This is a genomic window from Streptomyces sp. NPDC090045 (assembly GCF_044747975.1).
Lineage (GTDB): Bacteria > Actinomycetota > Actinomycetes > Streptomycetales > Streptomycetaceae > Streptomyces.
In genome coordinates, this window is record NZ_JBIVFA010000003.1 from 651,271 (window position 1) to 670,179 (window position 18,909).

Genomic DNA, 18,909 nt, shown 5'->3' on the forward strand with positions numbered 1-18,909 from the left:
CCCGGGGGCTACGCGAGACCCAGGGCGAACACCGCGAACCCCGCTGCCAGCAGCCCCGCCACGGTCCGGCGCAGCGCCCGGCCCCCGCGCACACCCTGCGGGGGATGCTCGAACCGGCGCGCGTACCGGGCGATGACCACCAGCAGCGCCGCGAACACCGGCATCCACGCCACCCGCGCCGCGATCCAGCCCAGGCTGTCCGGGGCCGTCGTCAGCCCGGCCAGCTCACCCGCGAACGAGCCGGGTACGGCCGCCGCCAGCATGGCCGTCTGGTGCCAGCACAGGATCGTCATCGCGCACAGGTTGATCACGACCACCGGAGCCCACAGGGCCGGCCGGGCCAGCAGCTTCGCCAGCCGGTCGCGCAGCAGGACCGCCGCACCCGACTGGGCCGAGGCCAGGGCCAGTACCAGCAGCGACGGCGGATGCGAGTTGGTCCGCTCCGCACCCGGTACGCCGACCATCGACGCGGGATAGTGGAACACCGCCAGCAGGGCCGCGAACAGCAGCGTCCCGCCGGCCAGCAGCAGCCAGGCCCCGCGCCGCCCGATCCGCCGCTCGCCCCAGGAGACGCCCAGCTGGTACGCGAACAGCCAGCCCGGCAGGATGTTCAGCAGGGACAGCCACGACGGTACGGAGTCGGCGAGCGGCCCGTAGCGCAGGAAGTCCACCACGGCCACCGAACCGATCAGGGGCACCGCGGCCCAGCCGCCGAGGCGGCCCGCCGCCCGCACGCAGTACGGGGTCAGAGCGGTGACCACCACGTACACCCCGACGAACCAGAGCGGCTGGATCACCAGCTTCGCCCCGGTGCGCAGCGAGGCCTCGGGCACCCCGGCCGCGTACAGCACCGGCGCGGCCAGCGCCCACACCACGGTGACCCCGAGCACCGGCCGGCCCAGCCGGACGATCCTTCCCTTCAGCCAGGCGCCCGTCGCACCGGGGCGGCGCCGGTAGGAGAGCGCGGAGGCGTACCCGCCGACCAGGAAGAAGATGCCGAGCATCTGCAGCACCCAACTGGCCGGAGCCAGCCCGCCGAACGCCGACAGCGGGCTGGCGTTGTGCAGGCCGCCGTCGGAGTCGAGTGTGAAGCCGCCGAGCAGCCAGTGGCCGGTCGGCACGGCCAGCAGCGCCAGGGCGCGCAGCCCGTCGACCGCCCGGTCGCGGTGGGCGGGGGTCTGCCGGTCGATCCGCCCGGCTGCCCTCCTCAGCGGGGCCAGGGCGGCGGACGCGCTCATCGGGCCTCTCCCTTCGCGATCGCGGCGAAGGCCGCCAGGGACTGGGTGCCGGGCGTGAAGTAGCCGGTGTGGCCCTGGACATCGGCGGCGGGCACCCGGCGGGCGCCGAAGGCCGCGGAGGTGGGGTCGGCGCCGTGGCCGATCCCGGCGAACTCGACGTTCGGGACGTCCGCGATCCAGTCGGAGGGGCCCCGGGCCGCCCACACGCGGGCGCCGGTGCGCAGCCCGGCCGCGGTGTCGGCGCGCATCCCGGGGGAGCCGAAGACCACGAGGTCGGAGGCGTCCGTGTGCCGGGCCGCCAGCCCGCACACCACCGAGCCGTAGCTGTGGCAGAACAGCACCGGATCGGGGGCGCCGACCGCGTCGAGACCGTCCGTGAACCGGGCCAGGCGGGGCGCGCCGGCCGCGGCCAGCCGGCCGTCGGCCGCGTCGAGGCCGACGCCGACCGGAGTGGTGTAACCGATCCACGCGACGACGGCGGTGAACCCGCCGGTCGCCTCGCGCAGCGCCCGCGCCATCCCGGCCGGGCCGGTGCCCGGCTTGCGCCGGGCGTCGTAGGAGGTGGCGTCGTTGTCCGACCCGGGCACGATCACCGAGACGTGCTCCGCGTGCTCCAGGTCCCCGAACACCTCGGCTACCTGGCCCCGGCCGCGCGGGTCGAAGGCCAGGATCCGCCGGTCCGGCGCGGCGAGGGAGGCGTACCGCGCCTCGCCCGTGGCGGCGATCGCGATCCGGTTGGCCTCGTACCGCAGGGGGAGGGGCGCCCCCTCCAGATTGCCGACCACCAGCGGGTGGTCGCGCAGGAGTCGCCGGCGCGCCGCCTCGTCGAGCCCGGCGAAGAACCGGGCCACCTCGTGCGGCGTCGCGGTCGCCGGATCGGGCAGGGCCCGGCCGGACGCCGTATCGGCCCGCCAGCCGGCGGTGCCGGGCGGCGGCCCGGTGACCGCGGCCTGGCTCTCACCCGAGGCCCATCCGGCGGTCCCCCCGACGACGGCCACCGCCAGCGCGGTCGTGACCAGCGTCCTTCCGAAGCGGCGCATGCCCCTTCTCCTCTCCTCGTGACGAGGAGGAAGGTAGGAAGGAGGTACCGGCGCGCACGTCGCACCGTGGTGCCAAGTCGGATGTCATACCCCGGTAGGGGGTGGAGGAGTTCCCGTCAGCCGGAGTCGCCCGGCCGGACCAGTCCCGCCTCGTAGGCGAAGATCACGGCCTGCGCCCGGTCCCGCAGGTCGAGTTTGGCCAGCACCCGTCCGATGTGGGTCTTCACCGTCTGCTCCGCGAGCACCAGATGCCCCGCGATCTCCTGGTTCGACAGTCCGCGTGCGATGAGTTCCAGTACCTCGGTCTCCCGCGGGGTGAGGCCGTTCAGCCGCAGCGCCGGGTCCTTGCGGGGAGCCGGCCGCTGCTGGACGAAGTCCGCGATGAGCCGCCGGGTCACCGACGGCGCCAACAGCGCCTCCCCCGAGGCGACGACGCGTACCGCCGCGATCAGATCGGCCGGCGGGGCGTCCTTGAGCAGGAAGCCGGAGGCGCCGGCGCGCAGGGCCTCGTACACGTAGTCGTCGATGTCGAAGGTGGTCAGCATCAGCACCTTCGGCCTGTGCACCACCCCGGGCGGGGGATCGAGGATCTCCCGGGCCGCCGTGAGCCCGTCCATCTCCGGCATCCGCACGTCCATCAGCACCACGTCGGGGTGCGTGGAGCGGGAGACCTGCACCCCCTGCCGGCCGTCGGGCGCCTCGCCCACCACGTCGATGTCGGCCTGTGCCGACAGCAGTGCGGCGAACCCCGCCCGCACCATGGCCTGGTCGTCGACGATGATCACGCGGATGGTCAATTCCCCTCCTCGTTCAGATGGGCCGGCTCGTTCGGGGTGTTCAGGGGCAGGCGGGCGGCGACCCGGAAGCCGCCGTCGGGCAGCGGACCGGTGTCCAGCGTCCCGCCGGTCAACCGTACGCGCTCCCGCATCCCCACCAGGCCGTGCCCCGTGCCCGAACTCTCCAGCTCCACCACGGCGTCCCGGGCGGGACCGTTGACCACGAGCACCAGCACCTCGTCCTCGTCGACCGTCACCGATACCCGGGTGCGCGCGCCCGGCGCGTGCCGCACCACATTGGCCAGGGCCTCCTGCACGATCCGGTACGCCGACAGGTCCACCGCCGGCGGAGCCGCCCCGGCCGCCCCCGCCGCCAGCGACAACTCCACCGGCTGCCCGGCCCGTACGGTCGTCTCCACCAGCTGCTGGAGCCGGTCGATCCCCGGCTGCGGGGCCCGCTCGCCCTCCGCGCCGCCGTTCGCCCCGTCGCCGCGCAGCACGGTCAGCAGCCGCCGCATCTCGCCCAGCGACTCCCGGGCACTGGCCGCGATCGCCGCGAACTCCTCCTGTACGGGCTCGGGCATGCCCGGCAGCCGGTACGGCGCCGAGTCCGCCTGGACGGTGATCACCGACATGTGGTGGGCCACCACGTCGTGCAACTCGCGGGCGATCCGGGCCCGTTCCTCCAGCAGGGTGCGCCGGGCGCGCTCCGCCTCGCTGATGCTCTCCTGCTCGGCGATCCGCTGCTGGGCGTCGCCCAGACCGCGCAGCGCGCCCGTCAGCACCAGCATGACCCCGCTCAGCACGAAGAGCAGGGCGGCGGAGTTCATCACGCCATCCGGTTGGGAGAAGCCCAGCGCCGCACCGAGCGCGCCGGTCACCAGCCACACCCCGACCAGCGTCCGGATGGATTCGCGCAGCCCCAGACAGGCCATCAGCAGCAGGTAGCCGACGATGGTCATCGGTGGCCAGGGCCAGGAGTGCCCGGCCACGTTGTCGGCACCGATCAGCAGGACCGCGCCCGCGAAGTCCGCCGCCAGGACGAGGCCCCAGGCGGGCAGCGGCCGGACCACCGCGAGCAGCAGCGGCACGGTCTGCGCCACCCCGAGCGCGCCCGCCCAGCCGCCGTCCACCCCGTAGTCGTTGGTCAGCACGGTGATGGTCACCGGCAGCAGCGTGACCACGAAGATGCCGACGACGACGTACGGCAGCATCCGCTGCCAGCGCTTGGGCGCCTGCCCCAGCAGGGGCTGGGTCGGCCGGGCGGGCGTGCGCAGCACCACGGCGAGCTGTCCCAGCGCGCCCGGCACGCGGGCACCCGGTGATCCGGCCGCGGGGGCGCGGGTGCGGTCGCGGTTCCGTCCGAACAGCCGGGTGCGGGGTGTGTCGCTCATGATCGGACCAGCCTATGCGCCGACGGGCCCCGAACCGGAGTACGGGTAGGCTGCTCGCCGGGCGATCACGGGGGACGACGGGCATGGGTGGGGCAGCCGCGCTGGAGAAACTGGTGCCGGTGCTGCTGGCCTTCGGGGGCGGGGTGGTGCTCGCGCGCCGCAAGATCGTCCCGGCCGAGGCCTCGAAGGTCTTCTCCGACTACGCCTTCCTCTTCGCCGTCCCCTGCTACCTCTTCGGCAACATCTACGCCAGCGACCTCGCGGCCCTCTTCAACTGGCGGGCGATCGGCGGCTACGCCGGGTCGGCGGCCCTCGCGGTCGGAGCGGTCACCGTGGCGGCCGTCGTCCACGGCATCCGGGAGCCCCGCGTCGTGGCGCTGCGCGTGATGGCCGGGGTCCAGGTCAACACGGCCTACTTCGCCGTCCCCGTCTTCATCACCGTGTTCGGGACGGCGGCGCCGATCTTCCCGATCCTGCTGTTCCAGGTCTGCGTGCTGTCCCTGGTCGTCATCGCCCTCATGGAACTGGGCCGCGCGGGCCCCGACTCGGGCGGCCCGGCCCGGCGCCTCGCCCGCGCCGTCGGTGCCTCGCTCACCACCCCGGTGGTCCTCGCCTGCAACGCGGGCATCCTGCTCAACCTGCTCTCGGTGAAGGTGCCGGGCGTGGTCCTGGACGGCGCCGCCTTCGTCGGCGACAGCGCCTCGCCGGTCGCCCTGTTCGCCCTCGGCCTGCACCTGCGGGGCACCACGCGCGAGGAGCTGGCCCTCGTGGGCTTCAAGTGCCTGGCGTTCCCGCTGCTGACGTGGGTGGTGTGCGGGATGCTCTTCGGCGTCCGGGGCGAGTGGCTGGCGTACCTCGTCCTGATCGCGGCGATGCCGACCCCGCAGAACCTCTTCATCTTCGCCCAGCGCTACGACGTGGGCGTCGACCTCTCCGCGTCGCTGGTGATCAAGAGTTCGCTCGTGTCGCTCCTCCTTCTGCCCTTGTGGCTGCAGACTGTTGCAGCATGAACGCATCCTCGATACCGCGCAGCGCCGTCACCCTCGGACTGCTCGCCGCCTGGACCGTGCACGACCTCGAAGAAATGGCCACCGTGGCGCGCTGGACCCGCACCCGGGTCCCGGTGCTGCGCGAACGCCACCCCCGCGTACCCGACCGGGTCTGGCGGAGCATGGAAGCCGTGGACGGCCCCGAGTTCGCCACCGCGGTCGGCGTGATGGGACTCATCGTCGCGGCCGCCTCCGCCGACGGCCACCGCACCGGCGGGCGCTCGGCCTTCTACCAGGCCTCCCTGAACGGCTTCGGCCTGCACGGACTCGTCCACCTCGCACAGGCCGCCGCGACCCGCGGGTACACGCCCGGCGTGGTCACCTCCCCGCTGCTCGTGATCCCCTTCACCCTGTGGGCGCGCGGCCGGCTGCGCCGCGACGGGGTCCTGCGGCCCACCCGGGCGCGCGACGTGGTCCAGGGCCTGGCGCTCGCCGGGGCCGCCACCGCGGCCTCGCACGCCGTGGCCCGCCGGATCCGCCGGGCGGCGACCGCGCGTTAGGCCGTCGCGCGGGGCGGGCCGACGGGCCGGACGGAACGCCCCGCCGGGCACCGGCTCGCCCCGCGGGGCATCCGGTCGTACCCCCGGGCGGGACCGGCTCGTTGACCCGGCATGGAACTGCCGACCATCGCGGCGCCGGGCGTCGGGGAACGGGCCGACGCCGTGGCCGATGCCGCCTGCCACCTCTACGACACCATCGCGCCCTGGGGTATCGGAGCACCCGGAGGGTGGAGCCGGACCGCGGCCGAGGACGCCGCCGAGGCGATCGAGACCACCGCCCACGCCCTCGCGTCCATCGACCCGGGCGCGGAGGTCGTCCTCGCGCCCGTCCACGCCGCCCTCGCCGACCTCCGCCGCAGGCTCGGCCTCGCGTCCGCCGTCGTGGCCACCGGCGACGGGCTCCCGGCGACGCCGCGTACGGTCGGGAACCCGCGCAGGACCCGCTGGGTGCGGGTGCTCACCGCACCTTCGCCCCGGCAACCGCCTTCTCGTACAACTTCCTGACGTCCGTGCCGAAGTAGGAGCTGTACGAGGTGTCGGCGGTGTCCCCGCCCGTCTTCCAGCCGCCGATGACGCCCACCACGTCACCGGTCCCCGTCTTTGCGTTGTAGCGGAGCAGGAACGGGCCGCCGCTGGTCCCGCCGGGGTAGCCGGTGCAGTCGATGCGCAGGAACGATCCCGGGATCCGCGCGTCCTTGCTGGTGAACTTCGTCGTCCGGTTCACGCACAGGCGCGGACGGGCGGCGGAGGCCGGGTACCCGATCAGCGACACCTTCGCGTGTGCGTAACCGGCGCCGGTGACCAGCCGGTTCCCGCCGACCACGTCCTGTACGGGGAAGCCGCGCGCGTCGGGCCCCACCTGGGCGAAGGCCACGTCGAGGGTGGCGGCGCGGTCGGGGCCCTGGGAGCGGTAGCGCGGGTCGATCCAGATCCTGGAGCGCCCGGCCGCGTCCCGCAGGACCGGGAACATGCCGTACGGCTGCGGCTTCGCCTTCGTGTAGCGCGGTACGAAGGCCACCTGCTGGGTGTCCGAACCGAGCAGGCAGTGCGCGGCGCTGAGCACCAGGTTGCGGCCGGGGGAGGCGACGACGCTCGCGGTGCAGAAGTAGGACCCGCCGCCCTTGACGAGGAACATCCGGCCGACGACCGGGATGCCGTCGAAGTTCTGCCCGATGCCGGGGTCGGTGACCGGCACCCGAGGCACGACGGGCCGCGCGGGGGCGGGCAGCAGAGAAGGCTTCGGGGTCGGCGTCGGGGTCGGCGTCGGCTTGGGTGTCGGTGTCGGTGTCGGTGTCGGTGTCGGTGTCGGTGCCGGCTTCGGAACGGGCAGCGGCAGCAGGGTCGGCGTCGGTGTCGGTGTCGGTGTCGGAGCCTCGGGTACGGGTACGGGGACGAGCGGGGACGGGGTCACGGGCGGCTCCGGCGTGACCGGGGACGGGATCGGGAGGGCGATCGGCGGTGCCGGCGCAGGCGTTCCGACGGGCGCCGGCTCCAGTGGTTCAACGGGCGCGAGGGGTTCCAACGGCGGTTCGGGCGCCTCCGGTTCGGGGGGCTCCGGTGTCGCGGGGGGCAGCGGGGCGGCCGCGGCCATCCGTTCGGGCGTCCAGAAGGTCTCGGCCTCGTGGGCGGACCAGCGGCCCGCGCTCACCGTGGCGGTGCCCCCGGCCTCGGCCACCGGCAGGGGACCTCCGGGCACCAGCAGGGCGGCCGCCAGCGCGGCCATCGTCACCATACGTCGCATGCCGGACACTCCCTAAAGGGCCTGGGGGAAACGGAACAGCCGGTCCGGGTCGTAGGCACGCCGGACCTCCTGCAGGCGGGCGAGGTTCGGGCCGTAGTAGGCCTCGCGCCAGCCGGTGAGCTTCGGGTCGGTGTAGTTCTGGTAGGCGCGGCCGCTCGCCCAGGGCCGCAGGTCCTGCCAGAGCCCGTCGAGCCAGGCCTCGTGCCGGGCCACCTCGGCGGCCGGCGCGGACTCGGGCCAGTGGACGAGGTACTGGGCGAGGAAGGCACTGTCGCGGTGCGCGAAGGCGGTGTCCGCGACCGCGACCCGGTTCAGCGCGCCGCCGCAGACCCCGTCGAACTGCACCACCGCGAGCCCGCCCCGGGGAACGCCGGCCTCGGCCCCGTACCGCCGCACCGCGTCCAGGACCGTGCCGATCGCCGCGTCCGGCAGCCCGGCGCCCGCCCAGAAGTCGGAGCGGGCGGCGTAGGAGTGCCGGTCGAGCCGCCCCTGCGGGTCCCGGCCGGGCAGGGTGCCCGGCAGCCGGCACTGAGCCGCGGTCAGATCCAGGCAGCCGGACATGGCCCGCAGGGTGTCCGCGTGGCTGCGTACGACGGTCCAGTCGTCCTGCGGCGGTCCGCCGACCAGGTCCGTCAGCCGGGTCAACTGCCGTTCCAGCTCCCCGCGCCCGTCGAGGCACACCACCCGCACCGCCGGGGGCGCCACCGCCCCGGCACCCGCTGCCCCGGCACCCGCCCCGGCACCGGCCCCGGCACCGGAACCGGCTTCGACGGTGAACTCCACCTGGCTCCAGAACGGGTCCGGGAGCCCGGCCAGCCAGCGCTGCCAGCCGCGCAGGACGTCCGCGGAGTCGCCGCCGGGCCAGTGGAGTTCGGCGAAGGCGCAGTCCCGGGGTGCGGGGTACGGGCGGAAGCGGAACTCGGTGACCATGCCGAAGTTGCCGCCACCGCCGCCGCGCAGGGCCCAGAAGAGGTCCGGATCCCGGTCGGCGGCGACCTCGCGCACGCGCCCGTCGGGCGTCACCACCCGGGCTCCCGTGAGCCGGTCCGCGGTGGTCCCGTACGCCCGCGAGGCCAGCCCCAGACCACCCCCGAGGGTGAGCCCGGCGATGCCGACGGACGGGCAAAGCCCGGTCGGGACGGCCAGCCCCCGCCCGGCGAGGGCGGCGTGCAGGTCCCCGAGCCGGGCCCCCGCGCCGATCCGTACGCCGTCCCCCTCGACCGCCACTCCCGCCATGGCCCCGGTGTCGACGACCAGGGCGCCGGCGCGGGTGGACCAGCCGGCGTAGCCGTGCCCGCCGCCGCGCGGGACGACGGCCGCGCCGGAGCGGCGGGCGAAGTCGAGGCAGACGGCCACGTCCGCGGCGTGCGCCGGGTAGGCCACCGCGGCGGGCGCGACCGCGTCGTAGCGGGGCTGGAACAGCCGGCGGGCCTCGGCGAAGTCCCGGTCGCCGGGGAGCACCACCCGCCCGTCGATCCCGCGGGCCAGCGCACCGTAGTCCGGGCCCCGGGCGGCAGCGCCCACGGTGGCGAGGACCGCCGCGGCGGCGCTGCCCAGGACTTGGCGGCGATGGAGGCTCATACCTCCTTCCTGCCACCGCCCGCCCCGATCCCCGCGAAGGCGGGCCCACACACACCGGCCGACCCCCCGAACGGCTCATGGCCGAAACGGTTCGGCTTGTCGTATGGACGGACCGGTCCGGACGGCACCGGCCCCCTAGGCTGCGCCCATGCCCCTCGTCGACCTCAGCACGCACACCGAAGACTTCAACGCCGATCCGTACCCCTTCTACGCCGCGCTGCGCACCGCCGGCCCCGTCCACGAAGTGGTGCTGGGCGGCGAGCGGACGTGGCTGGTCGTCGGCCACGAGGAAGCCCGGCAGGCCCTGGGCCACCCGGCCCTGTCGAAGAACTGGTTCGGCACCGGGCCGTTCGGGGACACGCCCGTCCCGGCGGTCGCCACGAGCATGCTGGACGCGGACCCGCCCCACCACACCCGGCTGCGCGCCCTGGTGGCCCGGGAGTTCACCGCCCGCCGGATCGGCTCCCTGCGCCCCCGCGTCCAGCAGATCACCGACGAACTGCTCGACGCGATGGCGGCCCGGCACGACCGGCGGGCCGACCTCATCGGGTCCTTCGCCGTACCCCTGCCGATGACCGTGATCTGTGAACTCCTCGGCGTGCCCGGCCTGGACCGCGCGCGGTTCCGCTTCTGGTCGAACGAGATCGTCGCCCCGCTGGACGGGGTCGGCGCGGACGGCCGGGTCATGGCGGAGATGACCGCGTACCTCTTGGAACTCGTCGGGGCCAAGGCCGAGGATCCCGGCGATGACCTGCTCAGCGACCTGATCCGGACCCGTGACGAGGACGGCGACCGGCTCTCCCCGGACGAACTGATCGGGATGGCCTTCCTGCTGCTGGTCGCGGGCCACGAGACCACCGTGAACCTGATCGGCAACGGCGTGCGGGCCCTGCTCGCGCACCCCGACCAGCTCGCAGCCCTGCGCGCCGACCCGGACGGCCTGATTGACGGGGCCGTGGAGGAGATGCTGCGCTACGACGGCCCGGTCCAGCACGCCACGTACCGCTTCGCCCGCACAGGCCTGGAGCTCGGCGGCACCCTGATCCCCGCCGGTTCCTCCGTGCTGGTCGCCCTCGCCGCGGCGGACCGGGACCCGGCGCGTTTCGCGCGGCCCGGGCCCGACGTGTTCGACATCCGCCGCCCCGGCCCGGGCCACCTCGCCTTCGGGCACGGCATCCACTTCTGCCTCGGCGCCCCGCTCGCCCGGATGGAGGGCCGCATCGCGGTCCGGGCCCTGCTGGAGCGCTTCCCGGACCTGGCCGAGGACCCGGACGCGGGGCCGCGGGACTGGCTTCCGGGCGGGCTGATGCGGGGCGTGACCCGGCTGCCGCTGCGCTGGTGAGCGAGGACCGTCCGGCGGCCGGGCGGCCTCCCCCGGGTCACCCCTTGCGCGCCAGCAGGAAGCCCTGGGGGGACTTCTCCAGGGAGTCCGGCTCGCGGACCAGGCGGGCCACCTCGGCCAGTCCGGCCCCGGCCAGCAGGTCCGCGATCAGGTCGGGCGGCGTCCCGTACACGTCGAGTGCGAACGGATGCCCGTAGGCGTGCTCCAGCCGGATCCGCTCGTCGCCCGCCTCGAAGGCGATCAGGGTGTAGCCGCCCGGCGCCAGCACCCGGGCGAACTCCGCGAACACCACGGGCAGTTCAGCGGGCGGGGTGTGTACGGTGGAGTACCAGGCCAGGACCCCGCCGAGCACCCCGTCGGCGACGTCCAGCGCGGCCATCGCCCCCACCTCGAACCGCAGCCCCGGGTACGTCCGGCGGGCCACCGCCACCATCGCCGGGGACAGGTCGACGCCGAAGGCCCGTACGCCGAGCCCGTCCAGATGGGCCGTGACCCGGCCGGGGCCGCAGCCCAGGTCGGCGACCGCCCGGCCGCCGCGGCCCCCGTTCCCGCGCACGCCGGCGCCGCGCACGTACTCGGCGAAGGCGGCCAGCATGGCCCGGTCCAGTGGCTTCCTGGCCAGTTCCGTGCCGACGAGCCGGGCGTAGTCGACGGCGACGGCGTCGTAGGACGCCCTCACCGAGGTCAGGTCCGAGGTCTCCGTCATACCCCTGGACAGTAGCCGCCCGGATCAGTCCGGGGGACCCCCGCCCGTGGTGCTCCGGCTCACCCTCCGGCCAGCGGATTGGGCAGCTCCGCCCACTGATCGCCGGGGATCGCGGGGCTCAGCCGCATCAGGGTGAGCGCCTTGGTGGGCAGCGGCCGGGTCAGCAGGGCCTCGGTGTCGGAGGTCGACGGCAGCGCGGCGACCTCGGCGAGGGCCTCGGCGAAGGCCCCGGCCGAGCCCACCGTGGCGCCCAGCGCCCCCGTCAGGAGGGATCCGAACAGCTTGCGCCGCAGCACGGTCACGTCGTCGGTGATCAGCCGGCCGGACAGCGGCGGCACCGGCAGGCCGTGCCGGACGAGCCGGACCGGGCTGATCCGGATGTCGGCGAGGTCGCGGTAGACCAGCCGGATCGGAGCCCCGGTGGCCGAGAGGACGACGAGGAGGTTCTGGCCGTGGGCCTCCAGGGCCACCCCCAGCTCCAGCACCCGCAGGCACACCGACAGCGCGAGCCGGGCGAAGTCCGCCCGCCAGGCCGCCGATCGCGCCGGCGGGAACGAGGCCAGGGCCGCCACCGGGAGCACCCGCTCACCGGCGGCGGCGTCCGCGTGGACCTCCGGCGGCTCGCGCAGCACGGCCGCCAGGTCCGGAGTGTGCGCGGTCGCCGCGCCGAGGGTGCGGGTGATGTGCAGCCGGCCGTCGAGCCGCTCGGACAGGCCCTGGGCGAAGGCGGACACGGCCGCCGCCGTCTCGATGGAGTAGACGGAGATGTCCCGTACGGAGGAGGTCAGCCGGGCGCTCAGCGCCGTCTTCACATGGGGGCCGCCGTCCGCGGGCGCCAGCGTGCGCAGGGCCATCAGCGGGTGCGCCGCGAAACCGGGCCGCACCCGCTCGTGGCGCAGCACGTGCGCCGCCTGCCACGGATGCACCGGGACCAGGATCTGCCCCGCGTCCCGCAGCGACTCCGGCCAGTCGCCGGTGACCAGGCACTTTTCAGCCGGTACGGCGACCAGGCCGAGCTCCACCACCGGGCGGTGTTCGGGCGCGTACGCCAGCTGCTCGGCCACCGAGAAGCCCGGCCGGGAACGGCAGTTCGGATGGTACGGATGGCCGTCCACCACCCGCTGCTCCCACTCCCAGGTGGCCCCCGGGGCGCCATCCTCCCCGGCGGGGGCCTGGCCGGCCCGGGAGAGCGCGAGGGAGGCCGTACTGCCGTCGAGTTCGGCGGCGAACCCCTTCCCGTGCGCCGGCCCCAGCGCCGTGACCAGCGCGGCGGCCTGCCCGTAGGCCCGTCCGTCGAGCAGCAGTTCGCTCACGTACGGCTCGGTCGCGTACGGATCCGGCAGCGGGCCCTCGAGCCGGGAACCGCCGGCCAGGAGGAGCGCCAGGCCGTCCGGCCCGCGCTCCCGGCCCACGACCCAGGGCAGCGGTTCGAAGACCAGCGCCCGCCACAGCCGGGTCAGCACGGCTGCCCGGGCACCGCTCAGGGCGGCGGCGTACCCGGGGCCGAGCGAGGGCCGTACACCGGCCAGTTCGGCCGCGACGGCCTCTTCGGCCGGGGAGGAGGGAAAGTACATGCTGGGCTCCGACATCGGAATATCGCTTTACGGGATGATCAAGTAATCATTGCGGATACCGACGATCACGACCGGTGGTTACGCCTCGCGGACCCCCGGCGCACCGGATGGACCGAATGGAATCAGTGGACCTCAACGCCGCCGCCGACGCGTACGCCGCCACCCCGCTCCTCAACTGCCTGCTGCGGGAGACGGCCGACCCCGTCGAACCCGCCGGGAGCGGCGGCCCCGCCGAAGAGTACGGCGCGGGCGGGGCGGTGGGCGTGGGAATCCACCGGCTGCGCGGCAGCGGGCGGCTGCTCCGGGTGCGCGGCGGACGCCGGCCGGTGCGCCCCGAACTGCGCACGGCCGCGGGCTGGCATCCGCTCGGCCACGCCGAACTGGTCAAGCTCGTCTCCGACGAACTGGGCCGGTACACCGGCGTCCCCAACGACGAGCTCCCGGTCGAGATCACCGACAGCCGGGACGCGATCGCCGCGCTGCTGGCCGCCCGGGCCGGTGCCGGGGTCCCGGAGGACCCGTACGTGCTCTCCGAGCAGTCCCTGGTGATGGGCCACCCGCACCACCCCGCCCCCAAGGCCCGGGGCGGGGCCCCGGCCGGAAGCTGGCTGCCGTACGCGCCGGAGGCCCACGCCCGCTTCCCGCTGGTCTTCCTCGGGCTGCGCGAGGACCAGGCCGCCGAGGAGGGCGGCCCGGCCGCCGCCGACGCGATCGACTCCCTGGCCGACGCCCTCGACGGGCCGCGCGCCCCGGCCGGCTACCGACTGCTGCCCGCCCACCCCTGGCAGCTCGACCTGGTGGGCGACCGGCCCGCGGTGCGCGAGGCCCTCGCCGACGGGCGGCTGCTGCGGCTCGGAGAGAGCCGCCGGCCCGTCTGGCCCACCGCCTCGATCCGGACCCTGTACGTACCGGACCCGGCGGCCGACCTCTTCGTGAAGTTCAGCCTCGACGTCCGGATCACCAACGACGTGCGCCGGCTGTGGCGGCACGACCTGCTGAAACTGCGCCGCACCGACGCGGCCGTGGAAGCCGGTTTCGCCGCGCTGCGCCGGACCGGCTCGGACGCGGCCTGGCTGGCCGACCGCGGCTACCGCACCGCCTCCTTCGGCTTCGAGGAGCTCGCCGTCCTCGTCCGCGACGGCCTGCACGCCCACAGCGTGCCCGGGACCACCCCGCTGCTGGCCGCCGCGCTCGCCGAGGGCTACGCGGGGAGCCCGCCGGCCGGCGCCACCGACCCCGTCCGCTGGTGGCGGGCGTACCTGCGCCAGGTCGTGCCGCCCGTGCTGGAGCTGTTCGCCCGGCACGGAGTCGTGCTGGAGGCCCACCTGCAGAACACCCTGGTCGCCGTCGACGCGCAGGGCATGCCCGTGCAGGCCCTCTTCCGGGACGCGGAAGGGGTGAAGCTGCTGCCGGACCTGCCGCGCGCGGACGCCTGGCAGCGCCTGGTCTACTGCCTCGTCGTCAACCACCTGGCGGAGATCGCGGGTGCGCTGGCCGGACGGTATCCGGACATCTCGCCGCTGTTGTGGCCGGCCGTACGGGAGGAACTCCTGCGCTACGACGCCGAGCGCGGGCTGCCCGAGATCGCGGAGCTGCTCGCCGCCCCGACCCTGCCGGCCAAGACCAACCTGCTGCTGCGCTGGACGCGGGCGGACGGCGCGGACGCCCGCTACCTGCCCCTGCCCAACCCGCTGAGGGAGTGAGCGGTGATGTACGGATCCGGCCAAGGTGGGCCGCGTTCCCGGATCCCCCCTCACGAAAGGTATAGACCAATGCTAGGTTGGTCGGGCAGACCGCGCAGTCCTTGACCACCCGTCAGAGGAGAAGCCATGCCCTCCCCTTCGCGGGGCGGCGGCCCGGCCGCCATGCCCAAGTACCAGCGGATCGCCGCAGCACTGCGCCGCGATCTCGAGCGCGCCGCACGCACCCCCGGCGGCAGACTGCCCTCCGAACGCAGCCTGGCCGCCCGTTACGAGGTCAACCGGCAGACCATCCGGGCCGCCCTCCAGCGCCTGCGCGAGGACGGCCTGGTTGTCACCGGCCGCCGCGGCACCCGACCCGCCGTCACCGCCGTGGTGGTCCCCGCCACGGCCGGGCCGGGGAGCGCGCCCGCGGCCGGGCCGACGGCCGTGTGGACCGCCTCCGCCGGGCCCGCCCTCACCCGGATCCGGCTCACCCTGGTCACCGTCCCGCCCTCGCTCGCCGGGCTGCTCGGCATGGCCGGCGGCGACCGCACCCTGGTCCATCACCATCGCGAACGCGGCCCGGCCGGAGAGACCCTCCGCGACGCCGTCACGTACTTCAGCCCGGGCGCCGTCGCGCGGGACCCCGAGCTGGCCGACTACCGCAACCGGGTGGCGGCGCTCCGCGACGAGGACCTCATCCCGCTGCAGCGCTGGCTCGACCGCGCCGCGGCGGGCGGCCGGGTCGCCGAGACCCTCACCATGACCCGCACCACCCACCCGCCGGCCGCCCCCACGTCCTGCGGCCTCACGGTGCGCCGCACCCTGCACGACGCCTCGGGCCGGCTGCTGGCCGTCACCGACCTGGCCTTCCCCACGTGGGACCGCCTGACCTTCCACCGCGACCGCCGGGACCCGGCGGCCACCGGCTTCCGCGTCACGTAGGTCACACCCCGCGGCCACCGGCCTACGAGTCGCACAGGTCACACCCCGGGCCGCCGGGGCCCGGTCCACCCGCCGGACGCGCGGTGTGGGCTCCGACACGCCGGGGGCGGCGGCGCGCCGGGCCCGGCGGACATTCCGGTCGCCGGGCGTCCGTCCCAACTCCGTCCCGGCGGCCGCGCGTCGCCGCCCGGCCCGCACCGCGGACCCGCGCGCCGCGGTTCCCCCTTCGGCAAGTGACCAGAATCACGCTGGTGTTTGCGCTGGTGAATGCGGGGCATCGTGGACTGCTGGAGCGGAACCACGTCCTCCGGCCTTGCTGCCGGAGGCGGGGCGCACACGGGCAGATCCCGTCCCGCTCTACGGTCCGCCAGTCCGCCGGCGCGCGCCGTACCCCGTACGACCCGTGAGGTTTATGTGTCCACGCTCCAAGCCGAGCACGTCTACAAGGTGTTCGGAAGGCGACCCGACGACGCCGTCCGCGCACTCGAAAGCGGCACCGACCGCAACGAGTTGCGTGCCGACGGCACCACGGCCGCAGTGATCGACGCCTCGTTCAGCGTCGAACCCGGCCAGATCTTCGTCGTCATGGGTCTGTCGGGGTCCGGCAAGTCCACGCTGCTGCGCATGCTGAACGGACTGCTGGAGCCCACCGCGGGACGCATCCTCTTCGACGGCCAGGACCTCACCGCCCTCAGCGCGGGCGAGCTGCGCCGCGTACGGTCCACGAAGATCTCCATGGTCTTCCAGCACTTCGCGCTCTTCCCGCACCGCAACGTCCTGGAGAACGCCGGCTACGGCCTGGAGGTCCAGGGCGTCCCCCGCGCCGAGCGCGACCGGCGCGCCGCCGAGGCCCTGGCCCTGTGCGGCCTGGAGGGCTGGGAGAACTCCTGGCCCGACGAGCTCTCCGGCGGCATGCAGCAGCGGGTCGGCCTCGCCCGGGCCCTCGCCACCGACGCCGACCTCCTGCTGATGGACGAGTCCTTCAGCGCCCTGGACCCGCTGATCCGCCGTGACATGCAGGACCAGCTGCTGGAGCTCCAGAAGCGCTTCAAGAAGACCATCGTCTTCATCACCCACGACCTCAACGAGGCGATGCGCATCGGCGACGGCATCGCCGTCATGCGCGACGGCCGCATCGTCCAGCAGGGCACCGCCGAGGACATCCTCATCCGCCCCGCCGACGACTACGTCGCCTCCTTCATCCAGGACGTCGACCGTTCGCGGGTGCTCACGGCCGACGCCGTCATGGACGAGCCCGACGCGGACGCGGACGCCTGCGGCTGCCCGACCGTTCATGGCGACACCCCGCTCGCCGACCTGTGCGCGGTCAGCGCCCGGGTCCCGCACGCGGTCGCCGTCACCGACGCGGAAGGCGCCGTCGTCGGCTCCGTGCCGCAGGACCGGCTCATCGCCTTCCTCGGCGACGAACAACGGCCCCCGATGGCCTGTGCGGAGGTGGCCGCCTGATGCCCCGCCTGCACCTCGGCGCCTGGGTCGACAGCGGTGTCGACTTCCTCCAGCGCCACCTGTCCTGGCTGTTCGACGCCATCAGCGCGCTCGTGACCGGCCTCTACGACGGCATCGACGCCGTCCTCTCCGCCCCCGCACCGCTGCTCTTCGCGGGCATCCTCGCGGTCGGCGCCTGGTGGCTGCGCGGGCTTCTCGCGGGCCTGCTGGCCTTCGCCGGCCTCGCGCTCATCGACTCCGTCGACCTGTGGTCCGACGCGATGTCCACGCTCTCCCTCGTCCTGGTCGCGACCCTCGTCACGCTGGTCTTCGCGATCCCGCTCGGCATCTGGGCCTCCAGGTCCGACCGGGTCAGCGCCGTCCTGCGGCCGGTCCTGGACTTCATGCAGACCATGCCGGCCATGGTCTACCTCATCCCCGGGATCATCTTCTTCGGGGTGGGCGTGGTGCCCGGCATCATCGCCACCATCATCTTCTCGCTGCCGCCGGGCGTACGGATGACCGAGCTCGGCATCCGTCAGGTCGACGCGGAACTGGTCGAGGCCGCGGAGGCCTTCGGCACCACCCCGCGCGACACCCTCGTCCGGGTGCAGCTGCCCCTGGCCCTGCCGACGATCATGGCGGGCATCAACCAGGTCATCATGCTCGGCCTGTCCATGGTCGTCATCGCCGGCATGGTCGGCGGCGGCGGACTCGGCGGCGCCGTGTACCGCGCCATCGGCAACGTCGACATCGGCCTCGGCTTCGAGGCGGGCATCTCCATCGTCATCCTGGCCATGTACCTCGACCGGATGACCGGGGCGCTCGGCCGCCAGGTCTCCCCGCTCGGCCGGCGCGCCCTGGCCAAGGCGAGGGCCGCCGCCACCGGCGCGGCCAAGGTGTGGAACCACCGCCCCCGGCCCGCCCACGCCCTCACCGGCGTCGTGGTGCTCGCCCTCACGGCGGGCGGTCTCGGCACCTTCGGCGGCTCGGCCGCCGAGGACGGACCGGCCGGCGCCGCGAACATCGGCAAGGGCCGCACGGTCTCCGTCGGATACATCCCCTGGGACGAGGGCATCGCCTCCACCTTCCTGTGGAAGGAGCTGCTGGAGCGGCGCGGCTTCAAGGTCGACGCCCGCCAGCTGGAGGCCGGAGCCCTCTACACCGGCCTCGCCGGCGGCCAGCTCGACTTCCAGACCGACTCCTGGCTGCCCGTCACGCACGCGCAGTACTGGGAGAAGTACGGGAACAAGCTGGAGGACCTCGGCTCCTGGTACGGCCCCACCTCGCTGGAGCTGTCCGTGCCCTCGTACATGAAGGACGTCCGCTCGCTCGCCGACCTCAAGGGCAAGGCCGGTCGGTTCAAGGGCCGCATCATCGGCATCGAGCCGAGCGCCGGAGCCATGTCCATCCTCAAGGACAAGGTCCTGAAGGAGTACGGCCTCGAAGGCGAGTACCAGGTCGTCGACGGCTCCACCCCCGGCATGCTCGCCGAGCTCAAGCGGGCCTACGAGAAGAAGGAGCCCGTGGCGGTCGTGCTGTGGTCCCCGCACTGGGCGTACTCCACGTACGACCTGACCAAGCTCGAGGACCCGAAGGTGGCCTGGGGCAAGGGCGACGGGATCCACACCCTGGCCCGCAAGGGCTTCGCCGCCGACGAGCCCGAAGTGGCCCGCTGGCTCAGCTCGTTCAAGCTCACCGAGGAGCAGCTGACCAGCCTGGAGGCGAAGATCCAGGAGACCGGGAAGGGCAAGGAGCAGGAAGCGGTCCGCGCCTGGCTGGGGGACCACCCCGAGGTCGACCAGCTCGCCTGACACGGACGAGCTCGCCTGACACCGACGAGCTCGCGCGACACCGAAGGCGCCGGCGCGCGCAGGACCGTACGAGGCCCTGCA

16 protein-coding genes are annotated in these 18,909 nt (G+C 74.5%); 8 read left to right on the forward strand and 8 right to left on the reverse strand.

Annotation, left to right across the window (positions count from 1 at the left end; translation table 11 throughout):
- Positions 1-8 precede the first annotated feature (8 nt).
- From ACIPYQ_RS11930 to ACIPYQ_RS11945, 4 genes are all read right to left on the reverse strand, one after another.
- Positions 9-1,238: an acyltransferase gene (locus ACIPYQ_RS11930; protein WP_401249151.1), complete on the reverse strand. Its 1,230-nt coding sequence runs from the start codon at positions 1,236-1,238 to the stop codon at positions 9-11.
- On the reverse strand, positions 1,235-2,278 hold the full coding sequence (locus ACIPYQ_RS11935) for an alpha/beta hydrolase (RefSeq protein WP_401249154.1): 1,044 nt from the start codon (positions 2,276-2,278) through the stop codon (positions 1,235-1,237). The genes ACIPYQ_RS11930 and ACIPYQ_RS11935 overlap by 4 nt, the downstream gene beginning before the upstream one ends.
- 116 nt (positions 2,279-2,394) lie before the next feature.
- Positions 2,395-3,075, reverse strand: a complete 681-nt coding sequence (locus ACIPYQ_RS11940) for a response regulator transcription factor (protein ID WP_319726787.1) — start codon at positions 3,073-3,075, stop codon at positions 2,395-2,397.
- A complete protein-coding gene (locus ACIPYQ_RS11945) occupies positions 3,072-4,448 on the reverse strand; it encodes a sensor histidine kinase (RefSeq protein ID WP_401249158.1) in 1,377 nt (458 codons plus the stop codon). Before ACIPYQ_RS11945 ends, ACIPYQ_RS11940 begins: the two co-directional genes overlap by 4 nt.
- 83 nt (positions 4,449-4,531) lie before the next feature.
- On the opposite strand from ACIPYQ_RS11945, the gene ACIPYQ_RS11950 reads away from it, so the two are divergent.
- From ACIPYQ_RS11950 to ACIPYQ_RS11960, 3 genes are all read left to right on the forward strand, one after another.
- Positions 4,532-5,458, forward strand: coding sequence for an AEC family transporter (locus ACIPYQ_RS11950; protein WP_401249161.1), 927 nt, complete (start codon positions 4,532-4,534; stop codon positions 5,456-5,458).
- Positions 5,455-5,997 carry an HXXEE domain-containing protein gene (locus ACIPYQ_RS11955; protein WP_401249164.1) on the forward strand — a complete coding sequence of 181 codons (543 nt, stop codon included), beginning with the start codon at positions 5,455-5,457 and terminating at the stop codon, positions 5,995-5,997. The genes ACIPYQ_RS11950 and ACIPYQ_RS11955 overlap by 4 nt, the downstream gene beginning before the upstream one ends.
- A 111-nt stretch (positions 5,998-6,108) precedes the next feature.
- Positions 6,109-6,501: a hypothetical protein gene (locus tag ACIPYQ_RS11960; RefSeq protein ID WP_401249167.1), complete on the forward strand. Its 393-nt coding sequence runs from the start codon at positions 6,109-6,111 to the stop codon at positions 6,499-6,501.
- Here ACIPYQ_RS11960 and ACIPYQ_RS11965 read toward each other — a convergent pair.
- Together ACIPYQ_RS11965 and ACIPYQ_RS11970 are read right to left on the reverse strand one after the other, a co-directional pair.
- Positions 6,455-7,738 carry a trypsin-like peptidase domain-containing protein gene (locus ACIPYQ_RS11965; protein WP_401249169.1) on the reverse strand — a complete coding sequence of 428 codons (1,284 nt, stop codon included), beginning with the start codon at positions 7,736-7,738 and terminating at the stop codon, positions 6,455-6,457. The genes ACIPYQ_RS11960 and ACIPYQ_RS11965 overlap by 47 nt on opposite strands.
- A 12-nt stretch (positions 7,739-7,750) precedes the next feature.
- The gene (locus ACIPYQ_RS11970) at positions 7,751-9,319 is read right to left on the reverse strand and encodes an FAD-binding oxidoreductase (protein ID WP_401249172.1); all 1,569 of its coding nucleotides are present in this window, start codon (positions 9,317-9,319) and stop codon (positions 7,751-7,753) included.
- A gap of 148 nt (positions 9,320-9,467) precedes the next feature.
- Between ACIPYQ_RS11970 and ACIPYQ_RS11975 the strand changes: the two genes are divergently transcribed.
- The gene (locus ACIPYQ_RS11975) at positions 9,468-10,661 is read left to right on the forward strand and encodes a cytochrome P450 (protein WP_401249175.1); all 1,194 of its coding nucleotides are present in this window, start codon (positions 9,468-9,470) and stop codon (positions 10,659-10,661) included.
- 37 nt (positions 10,662-10,698) lie between these two features.
- Here ACIPYQ_RS11975 and ACIPYQ_RS11980 read toward each other — a convergent pair whose 3' ends face one another.
- Together ACIPYQ_RS11980 and ACIPYQ_RS11985 are read right to left on the reverse strand one after the other, a co-directional pair.
- Positions 10,699-11,367, reverse strand: a complete 669-nt coding sequence (locus ACIPYQ_RS11980; protein ID WP_401249178.1) for a class I SAM-dependent methyltransferase — start codon at positions 11,365-11,367, stop codon at positions 10,699-10,701.
- Between the two features lie 59 nt (positions 11,368-11,426).
- Entirely contained in the window at positions 11,427-12,941 is a 1,515-nt protein-coding gene (locus ACIPYQ_RS11985) for an IucA/IucC family protein (protein ID WP_401249181.1), read from the reverse strand.
- 107 nt (positions 12,942-13,048) lie between these two features.
- On the opposite strand from ACIPYQ_RS11985, the gene ACIPYQ_RS11990 reads away from it, so the two are divergent.
- The 4 genes from ACIPYQ_RS11990 (at position 13,049) to ACIPYQ_RS12005 (ending at position 18,828) form a co-directional block, all read left to right on the forward strand.
- Entirely contained in the window at positions 13,049-14,644 is a 1,596-nt protein-coding gene (locus ACIPYQ_RS11990) for an IucA/IucC family protein (protein ID WP_401249184.1), read from the forward strand.
- 126 nt (positions 14,645-14,770) lie between these two features.
- Positions 14,771-15,568: a GntR family transcriptional regulator gene (locus ACIPYQ_RS11995; protein WP_401249187.1), complete on the forward strand. Its 798-nt coding sequence runs from the start codon at positions 14,771-14,773 to the stop codon at positions 15,566-15,568.
- Between the two features lie 414 nt (positions 15,569-15,982).
- On the forward strand, positions 15,983-17,035 hold the full coding sequence (locus ACIPYQ_RS12000) for a glycine betaine/L-proline ABC transporter ATP-binding protein (RefSeq protein WP_401249190.1): 1,053 nt from the start codon (positions 15,983-15,985) through the stop codon (positions 17,033-17,035).
- Positions 17,035-18,828, forward strand: a complete 1,794-nt coding sequence (locus tag ACIPYQ_RS12005) for an ABC transporter permease/substrate binding protein (protein WP_401249192.1) — start codon at positions 17,035-17,037, stop codon at positions 18,826-18,828. The genes ACIPYQ_RS12000 and ACIPYQ_RS12005 overlap by 1 nt, the downstream gene beginning before the upstream one ends.
- Positions 18,829-18,909 lie beyond the last annotated feature (81 nt).

Excerpts from the sequence above, each read along its gene's own strand:
- ACIPYQ_RS11950 (WP_401249161.1), top strand. The coding sequence starts at position 4,532 with ATGGGTGGGGCAGCCGCGCTGGAGAAACTGGTGCCGGTGCTGCTGGCC.
- ACIPYQ_RS11980 (WP_401249178.1), bottom strand. The coding sequence starts at position 11,367 with ATGACGGAGACCTCGGACCTGACCTCGGTGAGGGCGTCCTACGACGCC.
- ACIPYQ_RS11930 (WP_401249151.1), bottom strand. The coding sequence starts at position 1,238 with ATGAGCGCGTCCGCCGCCCTGGCCCCGCTGAGGAGGGCAGCCGGGCGG.
- ACIPYQ_RS11965 (WP_401249169.1), bottom strand. The coding sequence starts at position 7,738 with ATGCGACGTATGGTGACGATGGCCGCGCTGGCGGCCGCCCTGCTGGTG.
- ACIPYQ_RS11960 (WP_401249167.1), top strand. The coding sequence starts at position 6,109 with ATGGAACTGCCGACCATCGCGGCGCCGGGCGTCGGGGAACGGGCCGAC.
- ACIPYQ_RS11955 (WP_401249164.1), top strand. The coding sequence starts at position 5,455 with ATGAACGCATCCTCGATACCGCGCAGCGCCGTCACCCTCGGACTGCTC.
- ACIPYQ_RS11990 (WP_401249184.1), top strand. The coding sequence starts at position 13,049 with ATGGACCGAATGGAATCAGTGGACCTCAACGCCGCCGCCGACGCGTAC.
- ACIPYQ_RS11975 (WP_401249175.1), top strand. The coding sequence starts at position 9,468 with ATGCCCCTCGTCGACCTCAGCACGCACACCGAAGACTTCAACGCCGAT.
- ACIPYQ_RS11985 (WP_401249181.1), bottom strand. The coding sequence starts at position 12,941 with ATGTACTTTCCCTCCTCCCCGGCCGAAGAGGCCGTCGCGGCCGAACTG.
- ACIPYQ_RS11935 (WP_401249154.1), bottom strand. The coding sequence starts at position 2,278 with ATGCGCCGCTTCGGAAGGACGCTGGTCACGACCGCGCTGGCGGTGGCC.
- ACIPYQ_RS12005 (WP_401249192.1), top strand. The coding sequence starts at position 17,035 with ATGCCCCGCCTGCACCTCGGCGCCTGGGTCGACAGCGGTGTCGACTTC.
- ACIPYQ_RS11995 (WP_401249187.1), top strand. The coding sequence starts at position 14,771 with ATGCCCTCCCCTTCGCGGGGCGGCGGCCCGGCCGCCATGCCCAAGTAC.
- ACIPYQ_RS11970 (WP_401249172.1), bottom strand. The coding sequence starts at position 9,319 with ATGAGCCTCCATCGCCGCCAAGTCCTGGGCAGCGCCGCCGCGGCGGTC.
- ACIPYQ_RS11945 (WP_401249158.1), bottom strand. The coding sequence starts at position 4,448 with ATGAGCGACACACCCCGCACCCGGCTGTTCGGACGGAACCGCGACCGC.